This window comes from Halobacillus sp. SY10, assembly GCF_045401165.1.
Lineage (GTDB): Bacteria > Bacillota > Bacilli > Bacillales > Halobacillaceae > Halobacillus > Halobacillus aidingensis.
The window spans coordinates 2498205-2514695 of record NZ_CP174345.1 but is presented as its reverse complement, the minus strand read 5'-3'; the positions used below and the strand labels follow the sequence as shown (position 1 = coordinate 2514695).

The following is a 16491-nucleotide window of genomic DNA, read 5'->3' as shown; positions in this document are numbered from 1 at the left end:
CTTACTTAAAGTAACAGGTACGTTAGTTTAAGTTTCAATATATCTCGAAATCAAGTCTTATAAAAACGGGGGCAATTCCTCAATAAAGGGGGCCGTCATTGAGAAAGCTCAGTTATTAGCTGGTTATTAAGTTTGTACTATCTGAGGAGGTGTAGACTAATTTGGATATTTGGGTTACAAATTATGATGATGACCCCTATAAATTAGAGGATATTGATGAGCAAACAATTAATGCTTTTGAGAGAAATCTTAAGCTTAAGTTGCCACTTAGCTATAAGAGGATACTACAAAATCAAAACGGCGGAATTATTAAATATAATTCAATTCAAGCAGGTGGGTTTCAAGAAGAGGACGTTTATTTAGAAATTAACCACATTTATGGAATTGGACATCCTGGGTTATTAGACAGTCCATATTTGATTAAGGAGTGGGACCTTCCTCAAAACATTTTAGTCTTTAATGGAGAAGGAAACGCTTGGTTTGCTTTAGATTATTCCTCTGAACCACCCCGTGTCATATATATTGAAACAGATAGTAAAGAAGTAATAAAAGTAGCTACCAGCTTTGAAGAGTTCTTGAAAAAGCTTACTTATAAAGAATTGAGTCAAGAATATGAAAACGACAGTTGGTCGAAGGAAGAAGCTGAAACGATATTTTCAGGCCAAGAGGAATTCCTAATAGAAGAGGTGCTGCTTAGCTACCAGGACACGGAGGATATAGAGTGGTATTTAGTCAAACTATTGCAACTTACTGAGCATTCAAGTTTATTAGTTAGGGAAGCAGTGGCTAGTGTCATAGGAGGGAATACAGAATATTTCCTTTATGAATCTCCAGAGTCTTCTTTGAAAATTCTTAAACGGATTATAAACAATTTGTCTAGGGATAAAAGCAAAGATATAAGGAGGGAGATGAAGGAAGTAAAAGTACAATATGGTCTGTAGATTATCTTGAAACTGAGTCTTTCTGTAAAGGGGGCGTTTCTCTAATATAGAGAAGCGTCTTTTCTGGTCGTTACCCTTAAACTCATATGATACGCTAATATAACTAGAAATTTTTTACTGAAAAGGGACCTCAATAATTCGATAACTTGAGTATATGAAACATTTCATGTCCAAAAGGATCGCCAAATACGGTAATTGATGGATAGACTGATGTAACTACTAGACTAAACTAGACAGACTATAAAAGAGGAGGGGTGTACTTGTGAAAAATGCAATACAAATTACCAAACACATACTGTTACTAATATTTGTTTTTATACTTACAGGGTGTAGCAACGAATCACCGGAAGAGGCCATAAAAAATGGTTGGTCTAGTGAAATAAAAGTAAATGATATAATTTCTAGACAAAAAACAGATGTTGGAAGAGTAGTTCTTTTTACTGCCCAAGGAACAGACGAGGGTGACAGATTTGAAAAAGTGGGGTTCGCATTACTAAAGCGTCAGGGTGATAAAGATTGGGATTTCATTGTTTCTAATATGACCGCCATCACTGATGACTCATATAGTGCAAGACACAGCGTATTACATTATAAAACAGATAATGGAAATGTAAAGGAGCTGCCTATAGCGTTCGGATACGTGAAAAATGAAAATATTACTACTGTAACAGCAGATGTGAACGACCAGATAAAAGAAATAGAAATAATAAACACTAAATTAGGTCGATATTTCTATCAGGTAAATGCATGGGGTCCAATAAAATTTTTAAATGATAATGGAGAAGTTATTGAGCGTTACGGCATCTGAAATTCAATTATAGCGTGTGTAAATTAGAGGTTTGTACTAAGGTGTCTTGATTTCGAGCCTTCAAGTAACAGGGGCGATTATCCAACAAGGGTAGTCGCTTCTTTAATTGGAAAAATGATAATAAATCAATAAAACAAGTAGGCTTATGACACCAAGATATAACCAAATTATGTTAAAATTCCTATGACACTAATTGAGTAGGAAAAGAGGTTTTTTCTTGGAGTTTCTTACGGATAAAGTAATATACATATCTCTGTTTATTTTAGTAATACATACAATAGAAACCCTTGCATACGCTGTACGACTCTCTGGGGCCAGAGTAGGGCTAATTGCATCTGCTTTATCTCTCTTTAATTTGATGGTTATAGTATCAAGAATGGCTAATATGATGCAGCAGCCTTTTACTGGAAGTTTGGTGGATACTGCCCCGAGCTCAAATACTTTAGAGTTTGTCGAATCACAATATAGGATCATAATAGGAGCTTCCACTTTAGGGACATTAGTAGGTATCATTTTATTACCAACATTTGTAGCGTTATTTTCACGATCCATCATTCATCTTTCCAAACAAGGAGGCTCCATTCCTTCATTGTTTAAGACAATATTCTCACTAGAGTATATTAAAAGAGGCTTGAATCAATTGCACTTTCCAAGTAGAAATGATCTAACAGGGTTCTCACTAGCTCATATTCCAAAAAGGTTATTTCTAATAAATATGGTTGTAACTTCAATTTATACTATAGGCGTTTTGTCTGCTTTATATGCAGCACTATTAGCGCCAGAGAGAGCTTCTACTGCTATTATGGCCTCTGGGTTGATAAATGGGATAGCTACTATCTTATTGGTGGTGTTTGTGGATCCTAAAATCTCAGTAATGGCTGACGATGTGATAAATAAAAGAGGTGACTATCTTAAATTAAGGAATGTTTCTTTGATGATGGTAAGCTCAAGGCTCTTTGGAACTCTATTGGCTCAACTCTTATTTATACCGGGTGCTAAATACATTGCTTGGTTCACTAAGTTTATCGTTTGACTGAAAGACTCGAGCATCTTTTAGGGTAATGAAAATATCTTGAAGCTGAGTCTTCCGGTAACGGGGGCTTTACTTTAACAAACTTCTCGAACGAAAAAACCTTCAATTTACATCATTTTATACATTGATGATAATATTGAAGGTCTTTTTAATTTCGAAAAATATACTGCTATTTAATATATGGAATAAAGTTCGAATACAATAAGGCCCTAATTTTTGAAACCTTATAGTGGACTTATTAGTCATAAGAGTGAAAAGGGAGGGAGAAGAGTGAATGAGGTGACCATGAAAAATAAAGATGTTACATACAATTCTAAGGAATATGCTCTAGATGAACTTATGGATTCTCACTCCAAGAAAGTTTACTTATTAGCTTATTCTTATGTTAAAGACCAGGGCACTGCTGAAGATATTACACAAGATGTCTTTATTAAACTGTATAACAATCTTTCTAGTTTCCGAGGAGAAGCGTCTATTTCATCTTGGATTTATCGAATTACCGTTAATCGGGCAAAGGATATTCTACGCAGAAGAAAACTAGCTCACCTAAAATACCCTTTGAAGTATTTTGAACAAGAAAATCAGACAGAGAGCACAGAAGAAGCTTACCTAAAAGAAAGCAAGAAAGAACAAGTATTGACTGCTATATTATCCTTACCGGTTAAGTATAGAGAAGTCCTTATTCTTCATTATTTCCATGATCAATCCATTGAATCAATTCGGAAGACGATAAACGAGAAAGAAAATACCATTAAGACGAGGCTTTCTCGAGGAAGAGAAAAGCTAAAATCTAATCCACTCCTACGAAAGGAGTTGTTGTAAGTGGAAGATTTATTTAAACAAGCGAGAAAGGAATATGAAAACAAACAGTACACTGACGAACAGCATAAACGAATAAAGCAAAATGTGCATAATGCATTGACCGTAAACCCTAAACTCACAAGAAAAAGAAATAATTTTGTATATATAGCTTCCGCTGCGGCTATTTTCATGGCCATTCTAATCGGAACTAGCTTTTTATCACCTACTGTTTCAGATGTCATGGCTAAAATTCCAATCATTGGATCCATATTTGATTCTGAGGATGTGGAACCAGTAAGTGAGGAGATCCAAGACCTCCTGAACTCTAAAAACATTAAAGTTCATGCCGTTAACAATCACGTCCTGGAAAAAACATATGAAATTAGTATCGAGGGAGGAGATAGATACTTTAGCACTGTTAATGAGAAGGTAAAAAACCAGGTTGAAAACCTGCTTGAAGATAAAGGACTAACCGCTTATAAAGTAGATGTTGTTCAATACACGGGACAAGACATTATGCAGTTGCCCGAGAAAGTAACGAAAGACGAGAAAATGTTAAGCGAAGAAAAACAAATAAAAGAGAAGCTTGCAGAAAAGGGTTATTCACCTGGATTAGCTTTCTACCTTCCAACTGAAGAGATATTTACTGTAGGAATCAAAATGGAGAAAGAGACATTTCAGAATAATTATTCTGAGTTGAATCAAGACGTTTCTTCTTTGATAAGCTCTTTTGGTAGGGAAAACTACAACGTTGAGGTTTTCCGTTATATTGAAGGTACTGTTATTGAAAAAGTATCTTATGACACGTGGGGAGATATGACCGGTCCCTTTGCAGCGGGAAGGAAGCAGCAAATATTAAATAGTTATCTAGAAGATGAAGCTGATATTAAAGGAGAAATAGACTTTTCCTTTAGTCCTGATGTGATAACGATATACGCTGATAATAAAGAAATGGATGTGAAAGCTGTAAAAGAGGCTCTTCCTGAAAAATTAGAAACCGTAACCTTCGGTACACTTGCAATTAAATTTAGAGTAATGGGAGGAGATCAGGCTTCAAAAGAAACGATAGCTCTAGACATTTCCAGAAAACTAACTATTGCTTTAGCCGGACAAGAAGGATTACATGTAAAGAACGTGGGTGCCAACTACAAAAATGATCAATTTAATATTTATGTAAATACAACATTGGAAGCTAGTGATGACAACAATAGCACGATTACTGAATTAGAGAACCAAATCAATGAATATTTCAATTCGTCAGAAGGACAAGAATTTCTCAATAACGAGGAGTACCAAGTGATTTTTAAAGATAAAGAGGGAGATTCCTTCCCATAAACCTCCTTTGTTTGTGGGGTGAGTGATATTTTAATTCAATGTCATGGCCCTTTTTCAGGGAAAGTATATGGGTTTTAATTCCTTTTTTGGTAGAATATTAATTATGGTATTAAGTGGTCATACGAAAGGAGTAATGGAGATGCCAAAAACCTTTTGGGGAATATTATCAGGAATCATACTGGGAGTTTTCATTATCCAATTTTTTATTTTTGTTACTTCAATTTTAGGTGATAATCCTTTAGGAGCAATAGTGAACTTTATCCAAATAGCCCCATTTACAGCTTTATTGGGGATCTTCATTGGAGTGAAGGGTCTTAATAAAGAAAGGGGCAAGAAAAAAGTTATTCCGATTTCTACTTCAATCATCAGTGTGGTTTATGCTGGTTTTACAATGTTCTTTTTGTTTGGCTGGTCTTTTGGAGGATAAATAGGAGGGGCTAAAATTAAAAAATTACTGTACTTAATTATTGGAGTAGTTGTATTGTCAGGATGTAATACAAAGCCAGAAATATCTTATAATGAAGTTGGTAAAAAAACCCTTAAAAAAGATATTCAGCATTTCATCGAAAGTGTTAAAGAAGAAAATGGGGTTCATCTTTACATTGATAACCAGAATGCATCTATATTTGTATATTTGAATGAGTCCAATGTTGTTCAAGGTGAAGAAGCTATGTACTTTACTGGATTTGATGTTGAAGGAGTTAATGAAACATTAAATTTACTATATAAAAGTGAAAATACATTTGACTCTTCCAATTCATCATTGGAACACGAGCTTTTTTATAAAGTAAGTTTAGATACAGATTATGAGACGGTCAAACTTTTTAAAAACGGTAAAGAGACACACTTCGGTACAATATCAGGAAATTACTAATTTCAATAATGAAAAGAATGAGTGCTATAGTTAGGAATTTCAATAGTTATATCTCGAAATCGAGTCTTACATAAACGGGGGCTTTTCTTTAGTTAGTTAAATTGTCCTCTATACTAATAATTGTTGAGAGTTATTCCGGGAAGCTGTTTTATTGAAAGGTAGTGTAGGGCAGTTGTACAGGAATTTAGAGAAACTGAAAAAGAGTGAAGGTCCTGCAAGAAACAATATAAAATATAGGCGATGTTTTAAGGAGGGAATGATATGCAATGGGAGACATTGGCTGATTGGATCTGGGCAATATATTACTTATTTATTATTACGACTTTATGCACTGCAGTATTTAGTATTGTTAAAAAGGGTAATAAAAGTTGGTCCATTGTTGCCGTTTTATTTACTATTACAGTTCCGATAGTTAGTCTGATATATAGTATTGGAAGACCAAGAGGTTTGAATGAATTTGATTATTTAGTTAGTCAAATACAACATGGTGCTTTTTGGTCAATTTTCGTATTGATTGGCCATTTCTTTTTATTAGGATGGTGGGGGTTATTCCTGTTTAAAATTAGGCTAATAAATACCTCCTCTTAAAGTAAAGTTTAGGAGCGAGAGTTAGTCAATGGAACGGTCTTGGAATGGGTCTTCAAAAAATAAAAAGTAAGATAAATTAGAGAAATGAAAACTTAATACCGGTGTTTTAATCAACATCAATTAATTTATCTCGAAATCAAGTCTTTCGCTAATGGGGGGCGATTGTTCAACAAGAGCAATCGCTTTTTTACTAATGGGCAGGTTTGCGGAAGACTCAGTTTCATCCATGGATTGTGAATTTTTAAGAGGATTGCTACTCTTTATGTTGAATGTGAAAAATAGGTAGTTCCGTTGGGAGGGTGAAAGATGGAAGAAGATTGGACTACATTTTCTCCGCTAGGATTAGTGATTAAATATGATTATGTGAAGATAGATGTTCTGAACAATTATGGTGAAGTGAATATAGTAGACCTAAGAAATGAAAAAGTATTAATGAAGCTGTTCATTAATTTAAAAAAGGATGTAGTAGAGAAAAAAGGTTCATTGGAAAATTACGATATGGATGAAGAGGCTACTATTACAGAGATTAAAGGTAATGTTGAATACTTCATTAGTAAGGGGATAACGAATCCTTTTAATTAAATGTGCTCTTTTCTTATTCAGTATAAGGGGGCGATTGCTTAAAAGAGTACTCGCTCTTATTACATAAGCAAAGTGAATAATTATGAATGTAACTTTATAATGAAGCGATCTGTAGAGTTTAATAATGTATTAAAGGTAGAGGAAGGAGCCTAATATGGAGCCGAAATGGGAAGCTGTTGTTTCGAATGGATGGGTAATAAAGGCAATGAGACTAAACTAATAGAGTATTTCATGGAGGTTGTAAAGAATCACCCAAATTCCTCCAGGGCAAAATTTGAATTGGCTAATGCTTATGATTTTATAGGGCAAGAGGAGAAGGCGATAACACTATATGAAGACGCAATCAGCACAGGTCTTAATAACGAGTATGAAGCGTATGCGTTATTACAACTAGGTAGTTCTTTAAGGAATGTCGGACGAATAGATGATGCTATAAGGGTGTTATCTGATGCAGAAAGTCGTTACCCTGAATTCCCTTCTATTACTATGTTTCTCAGCATGGCAATGTATGATAAAGGTATGGATTCAGACGCACTACAAAATACTTTAAATGCGATGTTAAAATATATTAAAACCTCAGATATTGAACGATATAGAATGGGGATAGAAAACTATATTAAGGATATTTAGTCGTAGACTTTGATGTAGCAATAATAGGAGCTTTATAGTCAGGTCTATACAAAGATATCTCGAAATCGAGTCTTATGGAAACGGGGGGCGATTGTTCAATATAGGCAATCGCTTTTTTCTAACTACGAAGGACGATCGAGTAATGTAGAGAGTCTTACTAAGGGGAGGGAAATTCAATGGCAAATTCTGAGGAAGAAGAAAAGCTAGCTGGAGGGAATGTCTCAAATGTATATCGATTTGAAGATACTGTTCGAAGAGAAATAAAACCTGGCAGTTTGAAGATACATAGATTGTTACAGCATTTAGAGAGTAAAGGTTTTAATTATGCCCCGAAGTTTTTAGGTATTGATGAAAAAAATAGGGAGATATTATCCTTCATTGAAGGAGAAGCTGGAAATTACCCTCTGAAAAGATATATGTGGTCAAATGATGTATTAAAAGAAATAGCACAAATGCTTCGTCTTTATCATGACGCAGTTAGTGACTTTCCGTTGATAGATGAGTGGAGTCCAATTGACAATACTCCAAGTAATAGAGAGGTTCTATGCCATAATGATTTTGCTGTGTACAATATTATTTTTAATCATGAACAGCCAGTAGGCATTATTGACTTTGATGTTGCAGCTCCTGGTCCAAGACTTTGGGACATAGCCTACACCCTTTATACATGCGTCCCTTTAAGCAGACTTTATCATAATGAAGCAGGTGAAGCCGTCTATTATAATGTTTCACATGATGCAGAACGGATCAAAGCAAAAATTAAGATATTTTTTGATTCTTACGGTATTGAAGGTATAGATCAAGGTTATTTAGAGATGGTGTTGTTGCGGTTAGAAGGGTTATGTAGATACATGAAGAGAAAGTCAAATGAAGGAGATACTGCATTTCAAAAAATGATAAACGAAGGTCACCTGGATCATTATAAAAAGGATATTGAATTCATTCGTGAACATGGAAGAGAGTGGATTTGATCAGATTAATTAAGTGAATCATGAGTGGCTAGTGCTAGATTTTTTGATATCTCGAATTCAAGTCTTACAGGAAAGGGGGCCATTTTAATTATGTGGATCATATTAGGAGTTATTGCTATAGTAGCGACTTTTATAAATCTTTACATGTATAAAGCAGGAAAGGATTATAAACTTGCTATGGCGATGGGATTATCATTTACAGCATTAACAATTTGTGCAGATTACAGTTATCTATCCCGGTGGGTAAAAGCAGAAGATTGGGCGGCTTTATCGGATGTCATACCTGGTATGGCAAGGGTATTTTGGTTTTTGACAATTGTTTCTATTTTACTGAATATAGCACCCATATTTTTGGAACGAATACATAATAAATAATGAATTATTACACATCATTTATTTAATATTCAACCATTGTGTAAGTCCTTGTATGTAACTTAAGGGTGCGTTAATTCAAGGTAAACTCGAAGACATCTCGACTTCGAGTCTTCAAGTAAAAAGGGCCTTTCTTGAATAAACATACACAAGAACATCACAGGGGAGATATTAAATGATTAATGGAATATATGAATGTATAAGTGAAGCACAGTTAAAAAAGTATGCAGAACTTGCTGTACGAGCTGGTGTAAATCTGCAAAAAAATCAACTATTGATTATTCATAGTGATATACAAAATGCTGCGTTTGCACGTCTAATCCAAACGGCAGCTTACGAGGCAGGAGCTTCAAATGTATTTATAGATTGGACAGATGAACAGTCTACCAAAGAATTTTACCTAAGGGCAGCAGATCGCGTCATTGATCACTTTCCTGATTGGCAGGCTGCTCGTTTTAAGGAATGGGACGAGGCAGGTGCTGCTTACATACATATCATTTCTGAAAACTTAGATGTCTTTAAGGAAGTTTCTACAGAAAGGATCAATCGTTTCCAAATAGCTTCTCGTACCAAATTGAGGGATTATTATGCAAAAATTAGATCCCACGAGATACGCTGGTGTCTTTTAGCTGTCCCAAACGTTGAATGGGCAACTAAAGTATTTCCCAACCTGAGTAAAGAAGAAGCTTTACAATCATTATGGAAATTAATTTTAAAAGGATCTCGGGCAGATGGGAAAAATCCTATAAAAGATTGGGAGAGTCACAATAGAGCCTTTGAGTCTCGAAAAAAAATCCTAAACGAGAGCCAATTTGAAGCCCTGCTTTTTATAAATAGCCGTGGAACTGATTTATTAGTTGGTCTACCTAAAAATCATTTCTATATCGGTGGGGGTGTCACAGATAAAAATGGAATACCTTTCTTTCCGAACATTCCTACGGAAGAAATATTTACTGCTCCCCATAAAAATAGGGTGAACGGCAAATTGGTAGGTACTAAACCTCTGATCTATGGGGGAAGTGTCATCGATGAATTTTATCTTATTTTTAAAGATGGCCGGATTACAGACTATTATGCCGCAAAGGGACAGGAAGTGTTACAAAATCTCATCGAAACAGACGAAGGTTCACACTATCTGGGTGAAATTGCCTTGGTCTCTAATAAATCTCCTCTTGCTCAGGCAGATACTCTTTTTTACAATACCTTGTTTGATGAAAATACGTCCTGTCATATTGGAATCGGAAATGCATCTCCCTCCAATATCCAAAATGGCATTGACCAATCCGAGGAAGAGTTGAAGGTAGCGGGTCTGAATACTTCATTATTGTCAGTCAATGTGACCTTTGGTACCGAAGATATGAAAGTAGTAGGTATTAAAAAAGGTGGAACTGAAGTCCTGCTAATGGAGGATGGGGATTTCCAATTCTAATAGACGAATTGGCAGTGACCTATATTTAAGGTAATTGAAGAGGAACAACAGTATCACACAAACAAAGAGAAAGGAACGACCTTTCTCTTTGTTTGTTTACTTATTTTCTTTACCTATTTCAGGAAGGACGGTTCTCGCTACTTTTTTGTCCAATGCTTCATAATCGTAATACTTAATGGTTTCATATAGTTCTTCACGTGATTGCATATCCTCAAGTTTTTCTTTTTGAGTATCGGAAGTCATAATCTCTGTAAAGATTCGTTCATAAGCTTTGGCAGCTACACGAAGGGAGGTGACTGGATAAATGACCATGTCCATCCCGAACGAGCTGAAGTCTTCGCCTGTGAAATATGGTGTCTTGCCGAACTCGGTCATGTTTGCTAGCAGGGGAGCTTGAATGGCGGAAGAGGCATGGCGAAAATCTTCCTCACTCGTTAAAGCTTCCGGGAAGATCGCATCAGCCCCTGCTTTTACATATTGGTTCGCACGTTCAATGGCTTTGTCCATTCCTTCTACAGACTTGGCATCCGTCCGTGGTATGATGACAAGGGTTGGAGCGACTTCTTTGATTGTGCGGATTTTTTGCATCATTTCTTCGGGGTCAATCAGCTTTTTACCATTTAAATGACCACATTTCTTCGGTAATAGCTGGTCTTCGATTTGTACAGCGGCCACCCCGGCTTCGACCATTTCCCTTGCTGCTCGGGCTACATTAATGACTCCGCCATAACCCGTATCGATATCAACAAGCAGGGGGAGGTCCGAGGCTCGGATAAGTTCCTGTGCTTTTTCCGCCATTTCGTTCGAATAGATGAGTCCTAAGTCTGGAAGCGCTCGACTTGCTGTATAGGCAGCTCCGGATAAATAAATGGCTTGGAATCCGACATCTTTTGCAATTTTTGCTGACATACCATCGTGAGCACCTGGAATTTTCAACAGTTCTGGTTGATCAATCAGGCGTTTGAAAACTTCTGCTCTTTCTGGCTGGGTAGATGTGGATTCGAATATCCATGACATATGATTTTCCTCCTTACCATTTAAATTCTAAACAGCTCCATGAATTGGTTGACTGGAGTATCCGTCAGCTCATCATAATCCTCACAAAGGTTAAGGATACGGTTCACTTGACGGAATGGAAAGCGTGTCTTTAAATTATTTTGAAATTTATTCAACAGGAGCGGGATTCCTTCGTCACGGCGACGTCGATGGCCGATCGGATACTCGATAGCGATCTCTTCTGTAGAGGTGCCATCATTAAAGAACACTTGAACGGCATTGGCGATGGAACGTTTGTCAGGATCAAGGTAGTCTTTGCTGTACTGTTCATTTTCAATGGTAACCATTATGTTTCGCAGACGGTCGATTTCAGGATTCGCGGCTACGTCGTCTTCATAATGGTCTGCATTCAAAGATCCATATAATAGACCAATGGCTGTGATGTATTGCAAACAGTGATCACGGTCTGCAGGGTTATTTAGTGGTCCTTTTTTATCAATGATTCGGATGGCAGATTCATGTGTCGTAATCGTTACACGCTCGATCTCGTCGATTCTCCCTTTGACTTGGTCATGAAGTTCGATCGCTGCTTCTGCTGCCGTTTGGGCATGAAATTCAGCTGGGAATGAAATCTTGAATAAGATATTTTCCATCACATAAGAATCGAATGGACGTGCTAAGGTGAGTTCTTTTCCGCCGAAAAGTACATCCTGAAATCCCCAGCCAGGTGCAGACAAGGCAGTTTTGTATCCCATTTCTCCGTTCATCGTCATCAAGGCGAGCCTTACACCACGGCTTGTTGCATCTCCGGCCGCCCATGATTTTCGGGAGCCTGTGTTTGGTGCATGGCGGTAAGTACGAAGACTCGAGTTATCAATCCAGGCTTGGGAAACTGCGTTCACTACGTCTTCTTTACTGCCACCTAACATGGCTGTTACGACTGCTGTTGTGGCTATTTTTACGTAAAGAACATGGTCAAGCCCCTCACGGTTGAGGCTGTTTTCTAAAGCTAAGACCCCCTGGATTTCATGAGCTTTTACAATATTCTCAAGAACATCATCCATCTTCAGCGGTTCTTTCCCCTCTGAAATTCGTTTACGGCTGATGTAATCGGAAATTGCCAGGATTCCCCCTAAGTTGTCGGAAGGATGCCCCCATTCTGCTGCTAGCCATGTATCATTGTAATCGAGCCAGCGGATCATGCATCCTATATTAAAAGCTGCGTGGACGGGGTCCAATTCATAGGACGTACCGGGTACACGAGAGCCATTCGGAACGACAGTGCCAGGAACAATAGGTCCTAAGTGCTTCGTACATTCCGGATAACGTAAGGCTAAAAAGCCGCAGCCTAATGTGTCCATCAGCACGTATTGGGCGGTTTCTAAAGCTTCCTCGCTTGTGATGTTCCCGTAAACCGCGTATTCTGCAATGCGATCCATAACTTGATCCGTAGACTGAGCCGTATTTATTTTCACTTCTGTCATTTTCATCGCCACCTTTTTTATTTTTAAAATGATGTTTGTAAAAGCCGACCGGGACCAGCCAGGCAGCTTGCGATTAAGGGTGCAGACCACGAGGCCCCGTATAGAGAACTCTCGGCCTGAACAATTTGTTGTTGGCATATTGTTCGGATACGTGAGCACACAACCCAAGCGTGCGGGCAGCAAAAAATATCGGGGTGTACAAATCAATTGGTATACCTAAGAGATAGTAGACGGGTGCGGCATAATAGTCCAGGTTCGGATATAAACCCTTTTCTTCTTTCATCAGCTGTTCTCCTGCTTCGCACATCTCAAAAAGATCTTCGCGTTTTCTCTTTACAGCCAGTTCACGTAACGCTTCTTTCATAAGAGCTGCTCTAGGGTCCATCTTCTTCATGTACACACGGTGTCCGAAACCCATGACTTTTTCTTTATTGTTAAGTTTTTCATAGAGAAGATGGCGGAATCCATCCGTTGTTTCTCCTTCTAACAGCATGTGCATGACTGCTTCATTCGCTCCACCGTGGAGGTTTCCTTTCAATGAAGCCACTGCTCCAGTGAGGGCTCCATAAATGTCAGCGTTTGTCGAAGCGATCACACGTGCTGCGAAGGTCGAATTTGGCATTTCATGTTCGCTATATACCATCAAAGACTGATCAAAATAGTCTGCTTCCGCTTGAGTCGGCTCTTTTCCTGTAATCATGTATAAGAAATTGGTACTATAGGGAAGTTCCTGTTTGGGTTCAACGACAGCTTCATCATGAAGGATATGATAGCTGTTCGCCACGATATTTGGAATTTTTGCCAGCAGCCTGAGAGCGGTCTTGCTGATTTCCTCCTCCCGCCGTCCATCTAAATTTTTTTCGTACCCTGCAAGGGCAGATATCCCTGTGCGTAAAGCGTCCATCGGGTGGGTTTCTTTAGGCAGTTTGCTGAATAGGGAAAAGAAATCAGCAGGCAGGTCATATTCTTTTTTCAATTCTTGTTCAAGAGAGGAGCGTTGTTCGTCATCAGGGAGCACACCTTGAAGTAAAAGCTGGACTAAATCAAGATATTGTTTGTTCTCGGCTAGCTCAATGAGTTCATATCCACGAAGGACGATTTCTTCCGCATCAACATCTAAATAAGACAGTTTTGTTTCGGTTGCAATGACACCGTCTAAACCTGGTTTGTAGGCTGTTTGCTCTGCCATGAAAATTCCTCCTCTTTTTGTTAACGCTTTCAAATAAGTATTTAAACTTTTGAAGGCACCTGCGGATATCCACACACTTCCTCATGAACAAGGGTATAGGCGGCATCGAGGTTATCCATCTCCTGCGCTTGGCCGTCCTCGCTGGGTATCTCTTTTTTTAATTCGTTATAGGTCGATTCGAGTGAACAGGAAACGGAGGAATACAGGCGATTCATAATACAAGCTTTGAATCTATTCACGTAATACTCGGTTGCAATGGTCAAAGAAAAACACCTCTAATCAAATGGAAATGAAGGCAATAAAAAAACAACTTTCAGAGAAAGTTGTTAAGTTGAGATTTGCAATTTAATAGAGTATAAAACCAATACATCAGGTATAGAGCACCCACTGGTCCAAACTCTTTCACTCGCACTTAACACCTCCTATCCTCGTAGGTATGGATGTTCGCTGACAAAGGCAGGTCTCCTGGCTTATGATCATCGCTCCCTGGCTCCTTCCCATTCCCGTTTTTAACGGAGAACAGTGGTCTTTCCAGTTTGCTCCCAAATACAGTTGCGGGACAGCATCGGATTTACACCGATTTCCCTTTTAAGCAAATAAGCTTGAACAAGCTTATTTGCACCTGAGTCTGAAACATATTCAGTTATGACCTTTTCAATATAACAAAGATTTTGAAAATAGACAATTATTTCTAAAAAATGAGTGGTAAACAAGGTGATTGAAATCTTTTAGTAAGACGGAAAGTGAAATTATTGAAATGTTTAAACCTCATGGCTGTAAGAATGGAATCGATTCTATTATGAAATCTATTTTAAAAGCCGAGTGTTACTATTCAAAAAAAGTGCCTGACCCCCACTTCTAGTGATAGAGTGGAGGGGAAGGCATTTTTTAGGCTCATTTGGGAATAAATTATTTGCTTTTTTTCTTCTTAAGGTAACTTATATATATGGCTATTACTCCACCTAATGTAAAAGCATGTACAGTAAAAGCTGAAATCTGAGTACTAGGAAGGTCTCTGTTAAAAATGTTATATAGTGATATAGCTGCTATTAATAATAAGCCTATTAGACTTAGAGTCAATTTCAATTAAAAACCTCCTGGTAAATATTTTCTTGTCTCACTATACAATAGACTAATTCACACGTAAAAACAGTAATGGAATTTTGCGAAATAACGCATAAAAAAGTGCCTGCCCCCATACTGCTAAAGTTTTAACGTGTCGTGGTAGGGGAGCACTTTTTTTCATGAATTCAAAGTCATATTTCTATTTCATAAGCAAAAAAAGATGTCAAAAACACATTGACGAAAACGTTTACAAGGAGTATAGTTTACACAAGGTAATCGATTACGTAAACGATTAAGTGAGTTTTAGAAATGAGGATTAACCATGGTTTCCATTAAAGATGTTGCAAAAAAAGCCCAAGTCTCTACAGCAACCGTATCTCATGTGATCAATGAGACCAGATTTGTAGCCGATGAGACCAAACAGAAAGTTTACCTGGCGATGAAGGATCTGAATTACCAGCCGAACCGGATCGCAAGAAGTCTCAGAAGTCGTAAATCGAATACGATCGGACTTTTGGTTCCGTTAGTTGCCGAAGATACATCGAATTTCTTCTTCATGAGCATTGCGAATGGAATTGAAAAGGTATTGAAAGAGAATGGATATAACCTGATCCTTAGTAATTCCGACGAAGATGAAGGAACGGAAAAAGATCAAATCCGCGTTTTTAATACGCAGTTGATTGACGGATTGATCATTGCCCCTGTAAACGGGAAAGATTCAGCATATAAACAGGAATTAACCGGTGACTATCCCGTCGTTTATATTGACCGTCATCCGAGCGGTATTGAAGGGGACATGGTTCTTGTTGATAACCTTCGCGGGTCGTATGAGGCTGTCACTGCTCTCCTTAACAAAGGGTACGAGCGGATCGGCTTTATCACAGGCACCCTTGGGATTACGACTAGTGATGAACGCTTGAATGGGTATAAACAAGCCCTGGAAGAAAAAGGGCTTCCCGTAAGGAAAGAGTTTATCAAAGAAGGGCCGGCCACCTTTGAACAAGGCTATCAGTTAGCGAAAGAGCTTCATGAAGCAGGAGTTTCTGCTTTGTTTATCGCCAATAATGTCATGACGATGGGAGCTGTTTCTTACCTTAAGGAACATCAGGTCAACATTCCTGAAGAAATCGGCATCATAGGCTATGACGATTATGATTGGATGAAGATCACGTCACCTCCTTTATCTGTCGTCAGGCAGCCGGCGTTTGAGATTGGAAAAGTCGCTGTTGAGCAGCTGCTTAAGAGAATAAATGGATCACAAGAGAAATATACAGAAGTCATGCTCGATTCAGAGTTGGTACAGAGAGGTTCCTTTTAAAGAGAACCTTCTCTTTTTAACCATAAAGTAAACGATTACGTAAACGTTTTTATGGAATGGAAGGTTGGTTGTCAG

General features: G+C 37.9%; 18 protein-coding genes and 1 riboswitch. Of the genes, 14 read left to right on the top strand and 4 right to left on the bottom strand.

What is annotated here, in order from left to right:
* The first annotated feature begins 161 nt into the window (after positions 1-161).
* The 13 genes from ACJA3J_RS12710 to ACJA3J_RS12650 all read left to right on the top strand — a co-directional run bounded on the left by ACJA3J_RS12710 (position 162) and on the right by ACJA3J_RS12650 (position 10364).
* Positions 162-941 carry an SMI1/KNR4 family protein gene (locus ACJA3J_RS12710; RefSeq protein WP_115895309.1) on the top strand — a complete coding sequence of 260 codons (780 nt, stop codon included), beginning with the start codon at positions 162-164 and terminating at the stop codon, positions 939-941.
* A 262-nt stretch (positions 942-1203) separates the two neighbouring features.
* Entirely contained in the window at positions 1204-1749 is a 546-nt protein-coding gene (locus ACJA3J_RS12705; RefSeq protein ID WP_406944225.1) for a hypothetical protein, read from the top strand.
* A gap of 217 nt (positions 1750-1966) precedes the next feature.
* Complete coding sequence (locus ACJA3J_RS12700; RefSeq protein ID WP_406944224.1) at positions 1967-2782, top strand: lipid II flippase Amj family protein; 816 nt, start codon at positions 1967-1969, stop codon at positions 2780-2782.
* Positions 2783-3052: 270 nt separating this feature from the next.
* A complete protein-coding gene (locus tag ACJA3J_RS12695; protein ID WP_406944223.1) occupies positions 3053-3604 on the top strand; it encodes a sigma-70 family RNA polymerase sigma factor in 552 nt (183 codons plus the stop codon).
* The gene (locus ACJA3J_RS12690) at positions 3605-4918 is read left to right on the top strand and encodes a DUF4179 domain-containing protein (RefSeq protein WP_406944222.1); all 1314 of its coding nucleotides are present in this window, start codon (positions 3605-3607) and stop codon (positions 4916-4918) included.
* Positions 4919-5057: 139 nt separating this feature from the next.
* Positions 5058-5345 carry a hypothetical protein gene (locus tag ACJA3J_RS12685; protein WP_406944221.1) on the top strand — a complete coding sequence of 96 codons (288 nt, stop codon included), beginning with the start codon at positions 5058-5060 and terminating at the stop codon, positions 5343-5345.
* Positions 5346-5399: 54 nt separating this feature from the next.
* The gene (locus ACJA3J_RS12680; RefSeq protein ID WP_406944220.1) at positions 5400-5792 is read left to right on the top strand and encodes a hypothetical protein; all 393 of its coding nucleotides are present in this window, start codon (positions 5400-5402) and stop codon (positions 5790-5792) included.
* Positions 5793-6053: 261 nt separating this feature from the next.
* Positions 6054-6380: a hypothetical protein gene (locus tag ACJA3J_RS12675; RefSeq protein ID WP_406944219.1), complete on the top strand. Its 327-nt coding sequence runs from the start codon at positions 6054-6056 to the stop codon at positions 6378-6380.
* 306 nt (positions 6381-6686) lie between these two features.
* The gene (locus ACJA3J_RS12670; RefSeq protein WP_406944218.1) at positions 6687-6962 is read left to right on the top strand and encodes a hypothetical protein; all 276 of its coding nucleotides are present in this window, start codon (positions 6687-6689) and stop codon (positions 6960-6962) included.
* A gap of 231 nt (positions 6963-7193) precedes the next feature.
* Positions 7194-7592: a tetratricopeptide repeat protein gene (locus tag ACJA3J_RS12665; RefSeq protein ID WP_406944217.1), complete on the top strand. Its 399-nt coding sequence runs from the start codon at positions 7194-7196 to the stop codon at positions 7590-7592.
* Positions 7593-7768: 176 nt separating this feature from the next.
* Entirely contained in the window at positions 7769-8563 is a 795-nt protein-coding gene (locus ACJA3J_RS12660) for a phosphotransferase (protein WP_406944216.1), read from the top strand.
* A 90-nt stretch (positions 8564-8653) separates the two neighbouring features.
* Positions 8654-8938, top strand: a complete 285-nt coding sequence (locus ACJA3J_RS12655; RefSeq protein ID WP_406944215.1) for a hypothetical protein — start codon at positions 8654-8656, stop codon at positions 8936-8938.
* Between the two features lie 172 nt (positions 8939-9110).
* Positions 9111-10364, top strand: coding sequence for an aminopeptidase (locus ACJA3J_RS12650; protein ID WP_406944214.1), 1254 nt, complete (start codon positions 9111-9113; stop codon positions 10362-10364).
* A gap of 96 nt (positions 10365-10460) precedes the next feature.
* On the opposite strand, the gene prpB is transcribed toward ACJA3J_RS12650, so the two are convergent.
* From prpB to ACJA3J_RS12630, 4 genes are all read right to left on the bottom strand, one after another.
* Positions 10461-11381 carry a methylisocitrate lyase gene (gene prpB / locus ACJA3J_RS12645; RefSeq protein WP_406944213.1) on the bottom strand — a complete coding sequence of 307 codons (921 nt, stop codon included), beginning with the start codon at positions 11379-11381 and terminating at the stop codon, positions 10461-10463.
* Positions 11382-11401: 20 nt separating this feature from the next.
* Entirely contained in the window at positions 11402-12844 is a 1443-nt protein-coding gene (locus tag ACJA3J_RS12640; RefSeq protein ID WP_406944212.1) for a bifunctional 2-methylcitrate dehydratase/aconitate hydratase, read from the bottom strand.
* Positions 12845-12917: 73 nt separating this feature from the next.
* Positions 12918-14033, bottom strand: a complete 1116-nt coding sequence (gene mmgD, locus ACJA3J_RS12635) for a citrate synthase (RefSeq protein ID WP_406944211.1) — start codon at positions 14031-14033, stop codon at positions 12918-12920.
* A gap of 41 nt (positions 14034-14074) precedes the next feature.
* Positions 14075-14296 (bottom strand): hypothetical protein, encoded by a 222-nt coding sequence (locus ACJA3J_RS12630; RefSeq protein ID WP_406944210.1) that lies wholly within the window; start codon positions 14294-14296, stop codon positions 14075-14077.
* 174 nt (positions 14297-14470) lie between these two features.
* Positions 14471-14674, bottom strand: a riboswitch (cobalamin riboswitch).
* A 746-nt stretch (positions 14675-15420) separates the two neighbouring features.
* Here ACJA3J_RS12630 and ACJA3J_RS12625 point away from each other — a divergent pair.
* Positions 15421-16416, top strand: a complete 996-nt coding sequence (locus ACJA3J_RS12625; RefSeq protein WP_406944209.1) for a LacI family DNA-binding transcriptional regulator — start codon at positions 15421-15423, stop codon at positions 16414-16416.
* Positions 16417-16491: the final 75 nt, after the last annotated feature.